This window comes from Marinobacter salarius (assembly GCF_032922745.1).
Taxonomy (GTDB): domain Bacteria; phylum Pseudomonadota; class Gammaproteobacteria; order Pseudomonadales; family Oleiphilaceae; genus Marinobacter.
Window position 1 is genome coordinate 201868 of the sequence record NZ_CP136693.1, and the last position, 16420, is coordinate 218287.

A 16420-nucleotide genomic window follows, 5' to 3' on the forward strand; every position below is an offset into this window, starting at 1 on the left:
CCATTCCCTCGACCTAGGTGGCGTATGCCGCAAGTTCAACCGACGATGGCTCGAGTGTTACCCAGCCTGACAGTCTCGCCACCCTTGCCCCCAATGCACGGGCAATGGCAAGTTCGTTCTCGTCAACTCCCCTGTTTCCATCGAATCCAGTAACCGTTGTCGCCCCATAGGGCGAACCTCCTTTTTCAGTCCGCACCAACTCCGGAACACTGTGGGGAACACCGGCCAACACCATCCCATGCTGCATGAAGGGCAATAAAAGAGAGAGCAACGTCATCTCGTTTCCAGAATGCATACCTCCCGTGGAGGTAAACGCAGCCCCCACTTTGCCGATCAAGGCACCTTGCCGCCAAAGAGGTGCCACTTCATCGATAAACGCCCTAAGCGGTGTACTCATCAACCCATATCGGGTGGGAGACCCCCAGACAATTCCTTTTGCCCAGTCAAGATCATCGGCAGTGGCTCTGGGTAGCGCACGGAATTCTGCCTGGGCCGCAATAAAATCAGCCCGTTCCGAGTCCACACTGAATTCGGGCTCATCTATGGCCACTCGGCAAAGACGAACTTCCGCACCTTCCGACAATGCGCCTGACGCCACTGCTCGGGCGAGCGCCAGTGTGCTGCCGTATCGGGAATCAACAACCACGGTGACACGGCTTGCTGTCATGACGCCCTCCTTCATTGTCCGTGCTTCTGCCAAAATACTTCATGCACTTTTGCTGCATCGTCCTCCAGGACCGGCCCGATCACCTCGACTTCGCGCTGTCCGGAATCAAACACCTGCCGGCAGGGCAGATCGAGCGTCGGATTTTCGGGATGGTTGCCGGTAATGTTCTTCAGCCGGTGTTCACTGAGCCCGTAGACTATTCTCCCCAAACCGGCCCAGTAGGCCGAACCGGCACACATGCAACAAGGCTCTGCGGATACGTACATGGTGCAACCGGCCAGAAAGTCTGGACGCCAGGCCTTGCTGGCCCGAGTCATCAGAACGCGCTCGGCATGACCTGTCATATCACGGTCCGGGAGGTAAGCGTTGCCCTGCTCCATCAAGACAGAGCCTTCACTGTCGACCAACAAGGCGGCAAACGGATGTACTCCGTCTTCCGCCAGCCCGTTTGCCATGGCGATGACCTTTTGCATCATTGCCAGATCGGTATTGTTCAATCTTTCCTGTTCAGACAATTCGTTAACCTCTTATGACATGCTTAGCCCTGTTTTTTGGGCAGGCTCCATGGGAAAAAGATCTGCTGCGCCCAGTGCACCGACTTGAACAGCAACAGGCTGACCACTGCCAGAAAGAACAGCCCCGCGAAGGCCTGCGGAATCCGGAAAAACGACGTCGAGAACTGAATGAAGTAACCCAGTCCCTCTTCGGCGGCAACAAATTCCGCCACCACGGCGCCGATAATGGCCAGAGTGATGGCCACGCGCAGGCCGCTGAAAATATGCGGAATGGCGTAAGGAATCCGGATCTGCCAGGTTTCCCTACGCAGCGGGGCATCCAGCGAACGACTCAATTCAACCAGTTCATCGGGGGTTTCGTTGATCCCGGTCGCAGTCGAAACCACCAGCGGGAAGAACGTCAGCAGGCAGGTAATCAATACCCGTGATGGGTCATCGGACCCCATCAATACGATGATCAGTGGCGCAACCGCCACCACCGGGGTGGATTGAACCACCACCAGTAACGGAAAGAGAGTGCGCGACAGCAGCTCCGATCGCATCATGGCGATGGCAATGGGAATCGCCACCAGGATGGACGCCGCGAACCCCATCAAAGCCACCCGCAGGGTCGCCCACAGATGGGTAAACCAGCGGCTCATCTCCACATTGAAAAAAGCCTCGACGATGGCCGAGGGGGCTGGCAATACATAGGCCGGCAAAGAGAACCCCTGACAAACCAGTTCCCATAGCAGAACCAGCGCCACAAAGAACAACCAGGGCGCCGCCGTCAACAGGGAGCGGCCGGCCCTATTCTCAAGCTTCAGGCTCATAGATATGCTTCCTCAGTCGCTCAGTTAACTGGCCGAATCTGGGTTCGGATATGGTTTGGGTCGTGCGTGGCCTAGGCAGGTCCACATCCACCATCTCCAACACGGTACCGGGGCGCTTGCTCATCACCAGCACCCGGTCTGCCAGCAGCACGGCTTCGGCGATGGAATGGGTAATGAATAGCACGGTCTTGGGGTTTTCCTGCCAGATTTTCAGAAGATCGAACCCGATCTGCTCCCGAGTCATTGCATCGAGTGCCGAGAAAGGTTCATCCATCAACAGAATATCCGGGTTCAGCAACAGCGCCCGAACGATTCCGACCCGTTGCTGCATGCCGCCAGAGAGCTCATTCGGCATCTTGTTGGCAAAACTTTCCAGGCCCGCCATGGCCAGCAAGGCGTCCGCACGCTTTTCATCGTCACGACCGTAACGGCCGAACTTGTGCTTGAGCGGGAAAAGCACGTTCTTTCGGACAGTCAGCCAAGGCAACAGCGTTGGTTTCTGAAACACGATACCAACGTCGTCCCGGGGTCCGGAGACCTGCTTTCCAAATACCGAGACCTGTCCCTCTGTTGGGGTCAACAGCCCGGCAATCATCCGCAGCAAGGTGGATTTTCCGCAGCCGGAAGGTCCCACCACCGCCACGAACTCGTGACGGCGGATGTCCAGTTCAATACCGGTGACCGCGGGCGGGATTGCCGGGTTGGGATCGTAACGGTGCCCGACTCCGGAGAGCCGCACAAACGGACGATTAGTGGCGGGCTCAGTCATGCTTACAGCGCCTCAAAAAGGGTCCGGTCGATGATGATTTCCGGGTCCAGTGCATCACCGGCCAGTTTCTCGGCTTGCGCCACCCAGCTCCAGGTCAGCGCCACACGTTCCTCAGTGAGGGCTCCCAGGCCATCCCGGTCGCTGACGTCGTTCATAACCAACTTCATGGTGTCGCCAATCTGGCCGGTTGCTACATCGACATCCACTTCCGGCACCATGCTGTTCAGAGCTTCGGCTGCCTTGCGCGGATTCTCGCTGGTGAACTTGAGAGACTTGTCAAAAGCCCGCAAGAAGCGCTTGGCCACGTCCGGACGCTCACTCAGGAAGGCCTCGCTGGCCACCACGGATGCCGAGTAAAGTTCCAGTCCGGCATCGGACCATGGCAGTACCACCAGCTCGTTACCGGTGGCTTTGGCCTGATCTGCAAACAGGGCGATATTCGTGACCCAGGCAATGATGGCGTCGGTTCCACCGTTCATCAGCATCGGCCCCAGGGCACCTGGGTCAGCCTTGGTCAAACTCACCGCATCCTCAGCCATGCCGTTCTCTTTTAGCACCAGCGGCAGGAACGCATTGGAGGATGTGAACGGTGATGTAGCGACTTTCTTGCCCTCGATATCCGTCATCTCGCTGATGTCGGCCTTCTGCAAGGTAAAGAACGCATGAGGTGCCTGGTTGAAGATGCTATAGACGGCTGTCACCGGCAGACTATTGTCCTGGACCTTGGCTGCCATCAGCGCCCCGATGTCTGCGCTGCCGATGTCGGCTTGTCCGGTGGCAATCTTGGTAATCGCGTCGGTCGAACCCCGGCCACTGGCGATTTTGACTTCCAGGCCTTCGGCTTCAAAGAATCCCTCCTGTACACCTACATACACCGGTGACTTATCCCCCCCTGGCAGCCAATCCAGTTGGTAAACCACTTTGTCGGCCGCCAATGCTGCCTGAGCCATCAACCCGCCAGCCAGTGAGGCAGCGATCAGAATCGAGCGTTTGAAACCTTTGTGCATGAGTATTCTCCTTCGGGTTTAATCTTTCCGAGCTTTATTGATCATTCGGTCAGGTTTTAAAACTGAACTGCAAAGGACAGGCCAGAATATGTCTGTTACCGCACAATTCGTTGGAAACCTCACCTTTACCGCTGAAAACACTCCAGTTTCCGGGCCTGTGTTGCGTGTGGAAGGCCAGCCCACACATCTCTACATGTAAGCCCAAACAAGCGCTGGACCGCGTTTTATGGCGCGCGAATCTGGTGCATTAAATGGGGAGCCGCCCTGATATGAAGCCTTTACGAAATCCGCTGCAACGCCACTGAACCCTCGAAAACCGTGGTATTTCCGGCCATCCGCCCGACCAACGATATTTCTTGATTGGCACGCTTTGTGAATTACTGACCACATGGACAGTTTTAGAATCGTAAACCGGAGTTAAAGCATGAGCAGCACGAATGAAACAGGCGGTTCATTACCCATCATTGACCTGTCGTTACTCTCGGGAACCGAGCAACAAAGGCAGGCGCTGACGAGCTCGCTGACCGAAGCCTGTCTGCATACGGGGTTCTTCTATATCCGCGAACATGGCATCCCCCCAGAGCTGATCGATCAGGTATTCAGGGAGTCACAGGCTCTGTTCAACCTGCCAAAAGAACACAAACAGGCGATCCACAAGGCTCACTCCCGAGCGAACCGAGGCTATGAATCAATGAGGGGGCAGACTTTGGAGACCGGCGCGCCCCCAGACTTGAAAGAAGGGTTCTACATAGGCGAAGAGCTGGACGAAACCGACCCCCGCGTACAGGCCGGCCGATTCAACCAGGGTGGAAACCAATGGCCAGAAACACTGCCCGGCTTCCGCAACACCATGACCTCATACTTCAACGCCATGAACCAGCTCAGCACCCGCATAATGGAGGCTCTGGCCCTAACCCTGGATCTGAAACCGGACTTTTTTACGGACTTCTGCCACCAACCATTATCCACCCTGAGATTGCTGCACTACCCACCTCAACCCGCCCAGCCGGCTCCCGGGGAAAAAGGGTGCGGAGCCCACACAGATTTTGGCGGCATCACCGTCTTGCTGTTAGACGACAAGCCGGGGCTTCAGGTGTGGGATGTCCGTTGTGAGCAGTGGATCGAAGCAAAACCCATCCCCGGCACTTTTGTGGTCAACCTTGGCGACATGATCGCCCGCTGGACCAACGACTGTTACCGCTCAACCCTGCACAGGGTCGTCAATACGTCGGGCGCCGAACGCTACTCGGTGCCGTTTTTCTTCAGCGGCAACCCCGACCACACCGTCACCTGCCTGCCTACCTGCCTTTCCGAGGGTGAGCAACCTCACTACCCGTCCACAACGGTTGAAGCCCACCTGATGGAGATGTACCGGAGAACCTATGCCTGAACAAATGACGACCGCCGTTCTGATCCATGGCGCCTGGGCCGGCGGCTGGGTATGGGAAACCATCACCCCTTATCTCAAAGAGCAGGGCTTCAACGTTATGGCACCGGATCTCCCGGGGTGCGGAAGCCGCCTGGGCAACCCGGCCGACGCCTCTCTCAGCCAATGCGTCGACGACCTGGAAAAGATGCTTCAGAAGGTCGAAGGCCCACTGCTACTGGTGGGGCATTCCGGGGGCGGTGCCGTTGCAACCCAACTGGCAGAAGCCATTCCTGAACGAGTCATTGGCGTTGCCTACCTGGCGGGCATGATGCTGCCTTCCGGTACGGGTTTTGGCCAAATCGTCAGCGACATGCGGGAACAGTACCCCGAAGCCTCCGGCATTGGCCCGTTTCTGACCTGGGAAGACAACGGGCAGGTTTCCCGCGTACCGGCAGATGCCATACGTCAGATTTTCCTGCAAGACGTCAGTGAGTCCATTGCCGAGCAGGCAATTCCCCGCTTCAATCCACAGGCCGAGGGCAGCCGGATGCTGGTGCCTCACTGGACTGACGCCCGTTTTGGAAAGCTGCCAAGGCTGTACATCGAGGCGAGGCAAGACCGCTCTGTGATCTTGCCGGTGCAACGGCGAATGCAGCAGCTGGTCCCGGGCGCATCGATCGTTTCTCTGGATACCGGTCACGTTCCCCAGGTCGCAGCACCTGGTTGTGTTGCCCTTGCCCTGGCGGAATTTGTAGCCAGCCAGATGTAAAAAAGGACGGCCTTTCGGGCCGTCCTTCTGATTCATACTATCGGGTACGCTGATCAGTCGGCGTAGACCGATTGTATATAGGACAGATCAAACGCCTTTTTCCAGTCCAGATCCTCCGGCAGGGTGCCTGCTTCAACCATATCCTCAAAGAATGCCTGCCAACGTTCCAGGGTCATCATCCCGTAACGACCGTCCTCGGCAGCGCCGGACAGAAGAATACCCTCCTCCTGCATTTTCGCATGGCTGTAGGCCAGCAACGCATCCTGCATTTCGGGGTTGTCTTCCTTGATCAGGGCATTCGCCGGGGCCGGATTCTCGAAATAGGCCTTCCAGCCCTCCGCTGTTGCGGCAACCATCTTCTGCACAACCTCCGGATTCTCTTCGATCCTGTCAGCCGTGGTATCCAGCGTGGCCGCATAGGCCTCCCAGCCATAGTTGGCCAGTAGCAGGCTTTTTCCCTTGACCCCGGCCTGATCCAGGAAGAAACCATCATTGGTTACGTAGCCCTGCTGAATCGTCTGATCATCCTGGATGAACGGAGCGAAGCTGTAGTCGTAGGCCTGCAACTGGTCATCGGTGTAACCATATTCAGTTTTCAGCCACGGCCAGTAGGCAACCCGTCCTGCGGTAGGAACACGCATGGATTTGCCCTTCATGGCTTCCAGAGAGTCATTGCCAACACCCTCATGAACCACTAACGACTGCGGATCTTTCTGGAAGAATGCGGCGACTGTTACCAGAGGGATTCCCTGGTTAACGGCGTTGAGCGACTGCAGGCTGTAGCCCATGATGAAATCCACCGACCCACCCATGAGCAACTGCACATTGTTCACCTGGGGGCCACCCATCTTGATGGTGACATCCAGTCCGTGCTTTTCATAAATCCCCATGGCCTTTGCGGCATAGAAACCACCGTGTTCGGCCTGGGCATACCAGGTTGTGGCAACGGTTACCGGGGTCAGTTCCTCTGCCTGGACGAAACCGGCGGCAGCACCGAACGACAGCGTGAGACCCGCCGCAATGTTCTTCAGTTGTTTCATTGTCATTCCTCAGTTCTGGGCCTGGGCCCCGTAGGTGTTGGTGAGTTTTTCATTCAGGTGCTGCCCTGCCGAGATAGGCCCATAAATCGCAGGGTTGTCTGCGGTGGCGCAACTCTCGATGCAGGCTATTTCCGATGTTTTGTTGGGGTGGCAGAAAAAGGCAATGGAATAACGATCACGATGACGATGCTCTGGTGCGACGTTCACCCGATGCGGCGTCGAACAGAACACATGGTTGGTCCAGCGATGCATCAGGTCCCCGGTATTGACCACAACGGTGCCGGGTATCGGCGTCGCCCGGATCCATTCTCCCGAGCGGGTGCAGACCTCAAGACCGCCAACATCATCCTGGAACAAGAGGGTGATACTGCCGTAATCGGTATGGGCTCCGGCACGACTTTCACCGTCTTCCGGCTCAAATCCTTCGGGTAATGGCGGGTAATGCAACAGCCGCAGGGTATGGTCGTGTTCGTTGTGGGCATTCTTGAAGAAATCTTCCGGCTGCCCCAGCGCGAGGGCGAAAGCTTGTAGCACCCGGTCGGCGGTTAGAATGCACTCCCCGAGAAACCGGGTCATAACAGTCTCGAAACGGGGATAGCCGGCGGGCCAGAGGTTTTTATGGGTGTCCGGACCGGGGCCTTCCGGCGCTAGATTGAAAGCCTCTTTCAAGTCACCCGGACGGGTGGGATCAAGCTTTTCCCGCTTGATCCCAACATAACCTCGATTACTCTCCGGGTTCTGCCAGGCGACCCCTTGCTTATCCTTCTGTGGCAGAGCAAAAAACGCTTTCGAACCGGAGAATGCCGCTTCCAGCTGCTCATCTGGCATTCCACAACCCGACAGATAGAAAAACCCCCAATCCTGACTGGCCCGACGCATCTGGTCCGCCACCGATTTACGTTCCGCACTGGTTCCGTTCAAGAACCGCTCAAAATGAATTACGGGTATTTCCTGTGTCTCGTTCGGCATGTTTTCTCCTGCATCACTCCATGCTTTGTTATCCAGTTGGTCAGATAATTTGCAAATGACATGCCATAAAAATCCGCCTTAAAAGCCCCATTATCGGACTCTTTAACAGATATTCCGCCTCAAAAAAGTGCACACTGCTATTTAATTGACCATAAGGTCAGGCTTTTACCGAAAACCAGACAGGCATTGCTCTTGCATAGTAATCAGCCCCATTTACCACCAAGACGATTTCAGCAATGACAGAAACTCTGCTACTTAAAAATGCTCGCGTTATCGCCACCATGGACGACAACGACAGAGAGATCGAGAATGGTTACATTCTGGTCCGCAACAACCGTATTGAAGCGGTCGGCGCTGCCGACGACTGCCCCGATACTGCAGATCGCACCATCGACCTGAAGGGTCATGTGGTGAGTCCGGGGCTGATCAATACCCATCACCACATGTTCCAGTCTCTGACTCGTGCGCTGCCCGCTGCACAGAATGGCGAGCTGTTCGACTGGCTGAGCGCCCTGTTTCCAGTCTGGCGAAACATCACCCCGGCCATGCAACGAGCTGCCAGCCGAACCGCCATGGCGGAGCTGATGCTATCGGGATGCACCACCGCCGCCGACCACGCCTATCTGCATGTCAACGGCATCACTCTGGACGACAGTTTCCAGGCGGCCGCAGAAATGGGCATCCGTTTCCATGGCGCTCGGGGCGCCATGAGCCTGGGCCAGAGCAAGGGTGGGTTGCCACCGGATGAACTGGTGGAGCAGGATGAAAGTGCGATCCTCAAGGACATGTTGCGAGTCGTGGAAACACACCATGATCACAGCCCGGACGCCATGGCTCGGGTGGCGCTGGCACCCTGTTCGCCATTTACCGTAACAACCGACCTGATGCGCGACGCCGCCACCATGGCCCGGTCATTGAAGGTAGGCTTACATACCCACACGGCGGAAAACTGGAAGGATCTGGCCTTCAGCCAGGAACGCTATGGCATGACGCCGACCGAATATACGGAAGAGGTCGGGTGGGTCGGAGAGGATGTCTGGCACGCCCACTGCGTACACCTGGATGACCCCGGCATTGCTCTGTTCGCTCGAACCGGTACTGGCGTCGCTCACTGCCCCTGCTCAAACATGCGATTAGCCTCAGGCATTGCCCCGGTCCGGAAAATGGTGGATGCCGGGGTAAAGGTGGGACTCGGCGTGGACGGCAGCTCCTCAAATGATAGTGGCAACCTGCTGGATGAGGCACGCCTGGCCATGTTGTCAGCCCGCGTGAGGGATCAGGAGCCCGGCGCCATGACCGCCCGGGAAGCGCTGCGGATCGCTACCCGTGGTGGCGCGGAAGTGCTCGGCCGGGGGGATGCCCTGGGCAGAATTCAGCCGGGCTACTGCGCGGACATCGTGGCTTTTCGCACCGATGATATTGCCATGGCCGGCGGCCAGAGCGATCCACTGGCCTCGCTGGTGTTCTGCACACCACCGCGCGTGCAATGGAGCATCATCAATGGTCGTGTGGTGATAGAAGAGGGCCACCTGCTGACCCGTTCCCTGCCTCACATCATTGAAGAACAGAACCGGATGGCGGAACAACTGATGGCTTAACGTTCCATGCTGTCCGGGCGGTCGGTTACCGGACAGCAAGAGACCCCGTCACTCGCTTTTCAGACGGTGGTAACCCCGATCAAAGTAGACCAGACCACCGATATCATCCTGATGGCGGACGTTCGCGACCTCACAGAACAGAATGTCGTGAGTACCCACACTTACCCGCTTGCTCACGGTGCAGTCGAAGCTCACCAGCGCCTCTTCCAATACCGGTGCGCCGGTGACCGCGGTGCTCCAGGTTGCGCCGGCAAAGCGCTGTTCCATGGTCGTTTTGCTGCCGAACAGATTCGATAAATCGGATTGGTGATCAGCCAGCGTGTTGACGCAGATGCTGTCATTCTGCCGGAAGGCGTCGTACACCGATGCGCCACGGTTCAGGCACACCAACAGGGTAGGCGGCTCGTCGCAAACGCTGCAGACAGCCGTAGCAGTGAATCCCGCTCGACCACCCGGCCCATCGGTAGTGACAACATTGACGGCTGCGGCCAGGGTGGACATGGCATTGCGGAACGACTGCTTGTCCACGAGCGGCGGCATGGTGAGCACCTCACGAAGTTGCGGTTGAGATTTCATCATTCTCTCCTTATGCCAGTCGGCAAGCGTTGTCGAATTCCAGGCGAGGCAATCTGCCATAGACCTTGTCCGGATTGCCGTGGCCAAGGTTGATCAGAAGATTGACTTTCCACGTATTCCCAGCGAAGAACGCCTCATTGACCTTGCCAGGATCAAAGCCGGACATTGGCCCGGTATCCAGGCCCAGCGACCGGGCAGCCAGTATCAGGTAGGCAGCCTGCATTGAACTGTTACGAAATGCAGTTTCGTAAGCCATTTCGGGGCTGCTGGTAAACCAGCTTCGAGCATCGCCATGGGGAAACAACTCGGGCAGTCGCTCGTAAAACTCTTCGTCATAAGCCACGATCACCGTGACCGGAGCACTCATTGTCTTGTCCAGGTTACCGCTGGACAGACAGGGCGCCAGTTTCTCCTTTCCAGCGGCACTTCTGACAAACACAAATCGAGCCGGGCTGCAGTTGGCAGATGTCGGGCCCATTTTCACCAGGTCGTATAACGCCCGGAGCGTGTCTTCCGGGATGGACTGATCCAACCAGCCATTGTGGGTGCGCGCCTCGGTAAACAGTTGACCGAGGGCCTTTTCATCAAGTTGTTGGCTCATAGGGCCTCCTGGGTGGTTAACGCCGCTGCGGGCAAACGATGTTTCCTGAGGTGATCGAGCATCAGTTCATTGAACCGTTCAACCTCTGTGACATTGACCCCATGACCACCTTCGGGCAGAAGCCGAATGCTGGAATTTGGCAGACGGGCCGCCAGCTTCTGGGAACAGGTCCAAGGCACCAATGAGTCATCACGGGTCGCAAGCACGAGCGTCTCTGCACGCACTTTGGCCAGCTCCTGCGCAGCCGGTTGCCAGGCCAGAAGCGCCGCGATGCGCCTTAGAACATTTGCCGGAGGCGGGAAACTGGCCAACGCATGAGAAGACTCCTGCTCCAGCCACTCAGTGTTGGCGGCTATCCATACCGGCGTGTACAGGAACAGAGGCTGGGCTTCGAGATACGCCTCAGGCCCGGAATTCAGCAGTAACTTCCTGCGCACCGAGAAGCATCGCCGGGAATGCGCATTGGGTTCTGACCAGGCGTTGATTAACAGCAGGCTGGCAACCAACTCCGGCGACCGTCGCGCCAACTCCAGACCGATCAGCCCGCCCAGTGCATGACCAATGAAATGCACCGGCCCGGACACCTGATCCTCCAGCAACCCGCCAAGCTCTGCCGCCATCGCTTCAACCGTGTAGAGCTCCGGGATTTCACCCCGGCTGCGCCCGGTGCCGAAATGGTCATAGACCAGCACCCGATAATACTTGGTTAGAGCGGGCAACTGAGCCGCCCAGTAATTCCTTGACCCACCGAGCCCGGCACTGAGCACGACGAGCTCACCGTCGGCCGGGCCATGGATTTCCCAATAAAGTGAGCTTACGGCACCAGTCATCATTTACCTACGTGCGCAATACTGGCGATTTCAACCAATGCATCCGGCTTCACCAGGCCACATTGAATGCAATAACGGGCCGGTTTCTCTCCCGGAAAGTACTCGGCATACACCTTGTTGACCGCCGCGTAGTTGTCCCAGTCGGTGACCATGATCATGTTGAAGGTAACGTCGTCCATGGTTCCGCCCGCCGCTTCAACAACGCCTTTGATGATCTCCAGTACGTGCCGGGTCTGGGCTTCTGCGTCGCCGACGTGAACCACGTTGGTGTCCTTGTCAAACGGCAAAGTCCCGGAAACGTACACAACGCCATCGGCCATGGAGCCGGGGACGTAAGGAGCCAGCGGTTTTCCTGAACCTGCGGGAATAATGGAAGTCTTTGGCATGGTGTATCTCCGTCTTTTATGCAGCTGTGGATTCAGTTTGAGCTGTTTCTGCGTCGCCTGTAGCGCCGCCGAAGGTCTGGCAGAAATCTTCTGTGCTGGACACCCAGCCGAAGAACGTTTCAATGTTGTACAACGCGGCCTGCTGGATGAACTCCGGGCCAGCCTGGTGCGTGGCATCGGCCAGAACCACCCCGAAGTACTCCAGGAAAAAGCCGTCTCTCAGGGTCGATTCAACACAGACGTTGGTCGCGATGCCGGTAAAGATCAGGTTGCGAATACCCCGACTGCGCAGAATGCTGTCAAACGAGGTGTTGAAGAAACCGCTGTAACGGGGCTTGGGTATGACTATATCGCCGGGCTGTGGCTGAAGTTCCTCCACCAGATCATAGTCCCAGGTACCCTTGGCAAGAAGGCTGCCATTGAGTTCCGGTTTCTTACGCATGGTTTTCAGGGCATTGGATTTGTACCAGTTCGGGGAACCGGGGCCACCAGCTTCAACGTACTCTGGGTCCCAGCCGTTCTGGAAGAAAATCACCGGAATGCCTGCCGCCCGCGCCACAGCGATCGCCTTTTTGATCTGCTGGATGACAGGTCCGGTTGTGGAAACGTCGAAGCCGGCCCGGTCCAGATAACCTCCGATCGTGGAATACGCGTTCTGCATATCCACCACGACCAGCGCCGACTCACTGGCGCGGACATTCAGGGCTTCCGGTTTTCCCGGCAATTCCAGAACAGGTTCCGCGCCGGTATTCAGGATGTAGCCCGATTGCTCCGTTTCGATGTTCATACGGCCTGCTCCAGTTCCTGGTTGATATGTACCCGCGTTTTCATCAGCGGCTGAATGTACTTGCCGAAGTCCTCAATGCCCTGAACGAAATCGTCAAAGGTCAGCATTACGCCACTGACACCCTCAACCGTACCTACTTCATCCAGCATCCGAGCGACACTCTCGTAGGAACCTACCAGGGTGCCCATATTGATGTTCACTGCGGACGTCGGATCTGCCATCTGACGGATGTTGGTATCGGATTTGGACTTCTTGTCCGCGGCACCCTGTTCACCGAGCCAGGCCACCGCCTCTTCATCGACACCTTCCTTGTAGGATTCCCACTTGGCCCGCGCCGCTTCATCAGTTTTGTCGGCAATCAGCATGAACAGGGCGACGGAACTGACCTCCCGCTGGGCTTCTTCGGTAGCCTTAACCAGGCGCTCAACGGTTGGCGCAAAGGCAGTTGGCGTGTTCACCCCTTTACCAAAGCAGAAGTTGTAATCGGCATATTTGGCGGTAAACGCCATCCCGGCCTCACTCTGCCCGGCACAAATAACTTTCATGTCGGCCTGCGGTACGGGGCTAACACGACAATCATCCATCTGGAAGTGCTCGCCTTTGAAATCACTGTGGCCAGTCGCCCAGAGATCCCGCAGCACCTGGGCATATTCACCAAGATACTCATAGCGGGAGCCGAAGAATTCATCGCCCGGCCATAGCCCCATCTGGGAGTATTCCGGTTTCTGCCAGCCCGTCACCAGGTTCACCCCGAAACGACCATTGGAGATGGAATCAATGGTGGAGGCCATACGAGCAACGATGGCCGGCGGCATGGTCAGTGTTGCCGCAGTGGCGAATAACTGGATTTTGCTGGTGACTGCAGCAAGGCCCGCCATCAAGGTGAACGACTCCAGATTGTGCTCCCAGAATTCAGTTTCACCGCCGAACCCGCGCAGCTTGATCATCGACAGCGCGAAGTCGAAGCCGTAGCCCTCTGCTTTCTGGGTAATCTCCCTGTTCAACTCGAACGTCGGCATGTACTGAGGCGCGTTCTTCGAGATCAGCCAACCATTGTTGCCGATGGGAATGAAGACGCCGATATTCATCTGTTCGCTCATGGGGTTCTCCTTGATGTTTCCGGTCTGATGGCGCACTCGGGCCACCACCTGTGACTCACGTTCCCCAACAGCAACGCATAATGTCGGCCATAATGCTTTTTATTATTACAAATCAATTACCTGCAACTTTTCACTTAATAATTTCAGACCATTTGGTCTGAAATAGAGCACTCGGTTTGTGCACTGCGGGCGTTTTTGGGGCAAACCGGCTGATCGCATCTAAAAGACCTATTCACCGAGAAATCCGGTGCTAGAATGAGCGTCCGGTCAATCCAGCGGAGAACTACGTGAGCGTCATCAGAAAGGGCAAGGAAACAGCCAGCGAGGGCAAACGGAAGCCACAGCGGGTTCCCTCCGCTGCGGCGCTCAATAGAAGAATGCGCAATAGCGAGAAGAAACGGGCAACTATTCTGGATGCTGCGCTAAGCACCTTCTCGAAATACGGATTGCACGGCGCCAGTATCGACCAGATTGCACTTCAGGCCGATGTATCCAAAACCAACCTCTTCTATTACTTCAGCAGTAAAGAAGAGCTCTACGTCAGCGTACTTCGAGAGCTTCTGGATTTATGGCTCAAACCGCTGCGGGCATTCACGGTCGAGCAGGATCCTATAGAGGCCATCAGGGACTACGTTCGGGTCAAGCTGGAGTTTTCGAGGGACCACCCCGCCGAATCCCGACTGTTCTGCATGGAAGTCATGCAGGGCGCGCCGTTAATGCTGACCGAACTGCAACAGCCACTGCACGATCTGGTCGAGAACAAAATAGAGGTTATCCAGACCTGGATTGATCAGGGCAAACTGGCGCCCGTAGAGCCTTACCACCTGGTTTTTTCGCTATGGGCGACCACCCAGCACTACGCCGACTTTCGCGTACAGGTAGAAGCCGTTGCCGGGAAAACGCTGGAAGATCCGGGCTTCTTTCAGGAAACCCTCAGTAGCCTCGAAACCATCATTCTTAACGGCGTCCGCCCCCGCTGATCGGAGAGCAGCTCGTTCCCCGAAACTCTCCTGCCCCTAATTTGGGCTCAAAGTAGAACCATACGCTCTAATTTAGACCATTTGATCCGGGTCAATTTTTCATAAACCACTAACTGATTGTTTTTTAACAAAATCGAAAAATGGCACGCTTGCTGCTACGTCAATCAGCGAGCGAGAACGACTCCTTTGTTTTTTATCCGGGCCCTTCTCGCAAAACTGAATTGAAGGAGGTTGTGCCATGCAGTTGCAACACGTACCAACGATCGACCTTGCCCCTTACTTCGAAGGCACCCCTGAAGGGAAGGCCCAGGTGGCGAAGGAGGTTGACAGGGCCTGTAAGGATATTGGTTTCCTGGTCATCACCAACCACGGAATTCCCAGCGAACTGGTGGATCGCGTCTATTCACTGAGCCGCAAGTTTTTCAACCAGCCCATGATCGAAAAGCGGAAAGTGGATCGTCCCAGCCCTGATATGGTGCGCGGTTATAGTGCCATTGCCGAAGAAAGCCTGTCCTATTCGATGGAAGAAGCCGCGCCGGGAGACCTGAAAGAATCCTTTTCCATCGGGCCCACAGACGTACCGGACGACGAGTACCACCGGGGCGCCGCCGCAGGCCCTCACTTTGCGCCGAATGTGTGGCCGGAAACCATTGAAGGCTTCAAAGAAGCCTACTCAGACTATTTCGATGCCATGAGCGACCTGGCCCGTTCGCTGATGCGTATTTTTGCCCTCTCCCTCAAGCTGGACGAGCATTTCTTCGACGACAAGATCGACAAAGAAATCAGCATGCTGCGCACCCTCAGCTACCCCAACATGGGGACAAACATTGAAGCTGGCCAGATGCGTGCAGGGGCCCATACCGACTATGGCAGCCTGACCATTGTCAAACCCGACAACTCACCGGGTGGTTTGCAGGTATGCAACCAGAACGGGGAGTGGGTCAGCGTGCCCTATGTGGAGGGCAGTTTCGCGGTCAATATTGGCGACCTCATGATGCGATGGACCAATGACCAGTGGATCTCGACCCTCCACCGTGTTGTCAATCCGCCGCTGGACGCCAAGACCGCCGAGCCGCGCCAGTCCATTGTCTTTTTCCACCAGCCAAACTACGACGCCATGATCGAATGTCTGCCCAGTTGTCTGGACGAAGCTGGCAAAGGCAAATACCCGGCTGTCAGCTCCGGTGACCACCTGAAATCCAAATTCGTCAAACAGACAACCTTTGGTGGCACCCAGGAGGTGGCTTGATATGGGGACGCTCTCTTACGTCAATGTTTTCGCCAAAGATATAGAAGCCCTCAGTGTTTTTTACCGGGATCTGTTCGGATTCAAGGAAATTCCGGAGATCCGTTCACCCATCTTCCGCGGCCTGGACACGGGGCGCTCCTGCATCGGTTTCAATGCGCTGGATGCCTACGAACTGCTCAAGCTCGATGATTACTCGGACACAAAAGGCTGCAAGTTCCTGTTGAACATTGATGTGGACAGCAAGGAAGAGGTGGACGAGTACGTTCCCAAAGCTCTCACCTCTGGTGCAACGCTCATCAAAGAGCCCTACACCACCTATTACAACTGGTACCAGGCTGTAATGCTGGACCCGGAAGGTAACGTTTTCCGAATCAATCACATGATGTAGAGCCGTTT

At 56.4% G+C, this 16420-nt stretch carries 19 protein-coding genes; 6 read left to right on the plus strand and 13 right to left on the minus strand.

The window, feature by feature from the left end; translation table 11 throughout:
* Nucleotides 1-13: 13 nt before the first annotated feature.
* The 5 genes from wrbA to R1T46_RS00965 all read right to left on the minus strand — a co-directional run bounded on the left by wrbA (nucleotide 14) and on the right by R1T46_RS00965 (nucleotide 3770).
* On the minus strand, nucleotides 14-667 hold the full coding sequence (gene wrbA, locus R1T46_RS00945; RefSeq protein WP_091642187.1) for an NAD(P)H:quinone oxidoreductase: 654 nt from the start codon (nucleotides 665-667) through the stop codon (nucleotides 14-16).
* A gap of 11 nt (nucleotides 668-678) precedes the next feature.
* Nucleotides 679-1143, minus strand: coding sequence for a nucleoside deaminase (locus tag R1T46_RS00950; RefSeq protein ID WP_213479986.1), 465 nt, complete (start codon nucleotides 1141-1143; stop codon nucleotides 679-681).
* Between the two features lie 62 nt (nucleotides 1144-1205).
* Nucleotides 1206-1994, minus strand: a complete 789-nt coding sequence (locus R1T46_RS00955) for an ABC transporter permease (protein WP_041332594.1) — start codon at nucleotides 1992-1994, stop codon at nucleotides 1206-1208.
* Nucleotides 1978-2763 (minus strand): ABC transporter ATP-binding protein, encoded by a 786-nt coding sequence (locus R1T46_RS00960; protein WP_091642182.1) that lies wholly within the window; start codon nucleotides 2761-2763, stop codon nucleotides 1978-1980. The genes R1T46_RS00955 and R1T46_RS00960 overlap by 17 nt, the downstream gene beginning before the upstream one ends.
* Before the next feature lie 2 nt (nucleotides 2764-2765).
* Nucleotides 2766-3770 carry an ABC transporter substrate-binding protein gene (locus R1T46_RS00965; RefSeq protein WP_041332593.1) on the minus strand — a complete coding sequence of 335 codons (1005 nt, stop codon included), beginning with the start codon at nucleotides 3768-3770 and terminating at the stop codon, nucleotides 2766-2768.
* Nucleotides 3771-4194: 424 nt separating this feature from the next.
* Here R1T46_RS00965 and R1T46_RS00970 point away from each other — a divergent pair, with 424 nt between their 5' ends.
* Nucleotides 4195-5160 (plus strand): isopenicillin N synthase family dioxygenase, encoded by a 966-nt coding sequence (locus tag R1T46_RS00970; RefSeq protein ID WP_041332592.1) that lies wholly within the window; start codon nucleotides 4195-4197, stop codon nucleotides 5158-5160.
* Nucleotides 5153-5908: an alpha/beta fold hydrolase gene (locus R1T46_RS00975; protein ID WP_213479984.1), complete on the plus strand. Its 756-nt coding sequence runs from the start codon at nucleotides 5153-5155 to the stop codon at nucleotides 5906-5908. Before R1T46_RS00970 ends, R1T46_RS00975 begins: the two co-directional genes overlap by 8 nt.
* 53 nt (nucleotides 5909-5961) lie before the next feature.
* Here R1T46_RS00975 and R1T46_RS00980 read toward each other — a convergent pair whose 3' ends face one another.
* Together R1T46_RS00980 and R1T46_RS00985 are read right to left on the minus strand one after the other, a co-directional pair.
* Nucleotides 5962-6948 carry an ABC transporter substrate-binding protein gene (locus R1T46_RS00980; RefSeq protein WP_213479946.1) on the minus strand — a complete coding sequence of 329 codons (987 nt, stop codon included), beginning with the start codon at nucleotides 6946-6948 and terminating at the stop codon, nucleotides 5962-5964.
* 9 nt (nucleotides 6949-6957) lie between these two features.
* Entirely contained in the window at nucleotides 6958-7917 is a 960-nt protein-coding gene (locus R1T46_RS00985; RefSeq protein WP_041332591.1) for an isopenicillin N synthase family dioxygenase, read from the minus strand.
* A 236-nt stretch (nucleotides 7918-8153) separates the two neighbouring features.
* On the opposite strand from R1T46_RS00985, the gene R1T46_RS00990 reads away from it, so the two are divergent.
* On the plus strand, nucleotides 8154-9515 hold the full coding sequence (locus R1T46_RS00990) for an 8-oxoguanine deaminase (RefSeq protein ID WP_091644502.1): 1362 nt from the start codon (nucleotides 8154-8156) through the stop codon (nucleotides 9513-9515).
* Nucleotides 9516-9563: 48 nt separating this feature from the next.
* Here R1T46_RS00990 and rutF read toward each other — a convergent pair whose 3' ends face one another.
* From rutF to rutA, 6 genes are read right to left on the minus strand one after another with little or no spacing between them, the layout of a single operon-like run.
* A complete protein-coding gene (gene rutF / locus R1T46_RS00995; RefSeq protein ID WP_091644504.1) occupies nucleotides 9564-10091 on the minus strand; it encodes an NADH-dependent FMN reductase RutF in 528 nt (175 codons plus the stop codon).
* Between the two features lie 10 nt (nucleotides 10092-10101).
* Nucleotides 10102-10692, minus strand: coding sequence for a malonic semialdehyde reductase (locus tag R1T46_RS01000; protein WP_041332590.1), 591 nt, complete (start codon nucleotides 10690-10692; stop codon nucleotides 10102-10104).
* Nucleotides 10689-11522 (minus strand): pyrimidine utilization protein D, encoded by an 834-nt coding sequence (gene rutD, locus R1T46_RS01005; protein ID WP_091644507.1) that lies wholly within the window; start codon nucleotides 11520-11522, stop codon nucleotides 10689-10691. Before rutD ends, R1T46_RS01000 begins: the two co-directional genes overlap by 4 nt.
* A complete protein-coding gene (gene rutC, locus R1T46_RS01010) occupies nucleotides 11522-11908 on the minus strand; it encodes a pyrimidine utilization protein C (protein WP_041332589.1) in 387 nt (128 codons plus the stop codon). Before rutC ends, rutD begins: the two co-directional genes overlap by 1 nt.
* Before the next feature lie 16 nt (nucleotides 11909-11924).
* Nucleotides 11925-12695, minus strand: coding sequence for a pyrimidine utilization protein B (gene rutB / locus R1T46_RS01015; protein WP_052479367.1), 771 nt, complete (start codon nucleotides 12693-12695; stop codon nucleotides 11925-11927).
* On the minus strand, nucleotides 12692-13783 hold the full coding sequence (gene rutA / locus R1T46_RS01020; RefSeq protein WP_041336425.1) for a pyrimidine utilization protein A: 1092 nt from the start codon (nucleotides 13781-13783) through the stop codon (nucleotides 12692-12694). Before rutA ends, rutB begins: the two co-directional genes overlap by 4 nt.
* Before the next feature lie 299 nt (nucleotides 13784-14082).
* On the opposite strand from rutA, the gene rutR reads away from it, so the two are divergent.
* The 3 genes from rutR to R1T46_RS01035 all read left to right on the plus strand — a co-directional run bounded on the left by rutR (nucleotide 14083) and on the right by R1T46_RS01035 (nucleotide 16412).
* A complete protein-coding gene (gene rutR, locus R1T46_RS01025) occupies nucleotides 14083-14775 on the plus strand; it encodes an HTH-type transcriptional regulator RutR (protein ID WP_041332588.1) in 693 nt (230 codons plus the stop codon).
* Between the two features lie 238 nt (nucleotides 14776-15013).
* Nucleotides 15014-16024 (plus strand): isopenicillin N synthase family dioxygenase, encoded by a 1011-nt coding sequence (locus R1T46_RS01030; RefSeq protein WP_091644509.1) that lies wholly within the window; start codon nucleotides 15014-15016, stop codon nucleotides 16022-16024.
* A gap of 1 nt (nucleotide 16025) precedes the next feature.
* A complete protein-coding gene (locus R1T46_RS01035) occupies nucleotides 16026-16412 on the plus strand; it encodes a VOC family protein (protein ID WP_041332587.1) in 387 nt (128 codons plus the stop codon).
* The last annotated feature ends 8 nt before the right edge of the window (nucleotides 16413-16420 follow it).

Coding starts and splice junctions, on each gene's coding strand:
- R1T46_RS00965 (WP_041332593.1), bottom strand. CDS start 3,770: ATGCACAAAGGTTTCAAACGCTCGATTCTGATCGCTGCCTCACTGGCT.
- rutF (WP_091644504.1), bottom strand. CDS start 10,091: ATGAAATCTCAACCGCAACTTCGTGAGGTGCTCACCATGCCGCCGCTC.
- wrbA (WP_091642187.1), bottom strand. CDS start 667: ATGACAGCAAGCCGTGTCACCGTGGTTGTTGATTCCCGATACGGCAGC.
- rutB (WP_052479367.1), bottom strand. CDS start 12,695: ATGAACATCGAAACGGAGCAATCGGGCTACATCCTGAATACCGGCGCG.
- R1T46_RS01035 (WP_041332587.1), top strand. CDS start 16,026: ATGGGGACGCTCTCTTACGTCAATGTTTTCGCCAAAGATATAGAAGCC.
- R1T46_RS00970 (WP_041332592.1), top strand. CDS start 4,195: ATGAGCAGCACGAATGAAACAGGCGGTTCATTACCCATCATTGACCTG.
- R1T46_RS01030 (WP_091644509.1), top strand. CDS start 15,014: ATGCAGTTGCAACACGTACCAACGATCGACCTTGCCCCTTACTTCGAA.
- rutC (WP_041332589.1), bottom strand. CDS start 11,908: ATGCCAAAGACTTCCATTATTCCCGCAGGTTCAGGAAAACCGCTGGCT.
- R1T46_RS00985 (WP_041332591.1), bottom strand. CDS start 7,917: ATGCCGAACGAGACACAGGAAATACCCGTAATTCATTTTGAGCGGTTC.
- rutA (WP_041336425.1), bottom strand. CDS start 13,783: ATGAATATCGGCGTCTTCATTCCCATCGGCAACAATGGTTGGCTGATC.
- R1T46_RS00950 (WP_213479986.1), bottom strand. CDS start 1,143: ATGATGCAAAAGGTCATCGCCATGGCAAACGGGCTGGCGGAAGACGGA.
- R1T46_RS01000 (WP_041332590.1), bottom strand. CDS start 10,692: ATGAGCCAACAACTTGATGAAAAGGCCCTCGGTCAACTGTTTACCGAG.
- R1T46_RS00975 (WP_213479984.1), top strand. CDS start 5,153: ATGCCTGAACAAATGACGACCGCCGTTCTGATCCATGGCGCCTGGGCC.
- R1T46_RS00960 (WP_091642182.1), bottom strand. CDS start 2,763: ATGACTGAGCCCGCCACTAATCGTCCGTTTGTGCGGCTCTCCGGAGTC.
- R1T46_RS00990 (WP_091644502.1), top strand. CDS start 8,154: ATGACAGAAACTCTGCTACTTAAAAATGCTCGCGTTATCGCCACCATG.
- R1T46_RS00980 (WP_213479946.1), bottom strand. CDS start 6,948: ATGAAACAACTGAAGAACATTGCGGCGGGTCTCACGCTGTCGTTCGGT.
- rutD (WP_091644507.1), bottom strand. CDS start 11,522: ATGACTGGTGCCGTAAGCTCACTTTATTGGGAAATCCATGGCCCGGCC.
- R1T46_RS00955 (WP_041332594.1), bottom strand. CDS start 1,994: ATGAGCCTGAAGCTTGAGAATAGGGCCGGCCGCTCCCTGTTGACGGCG.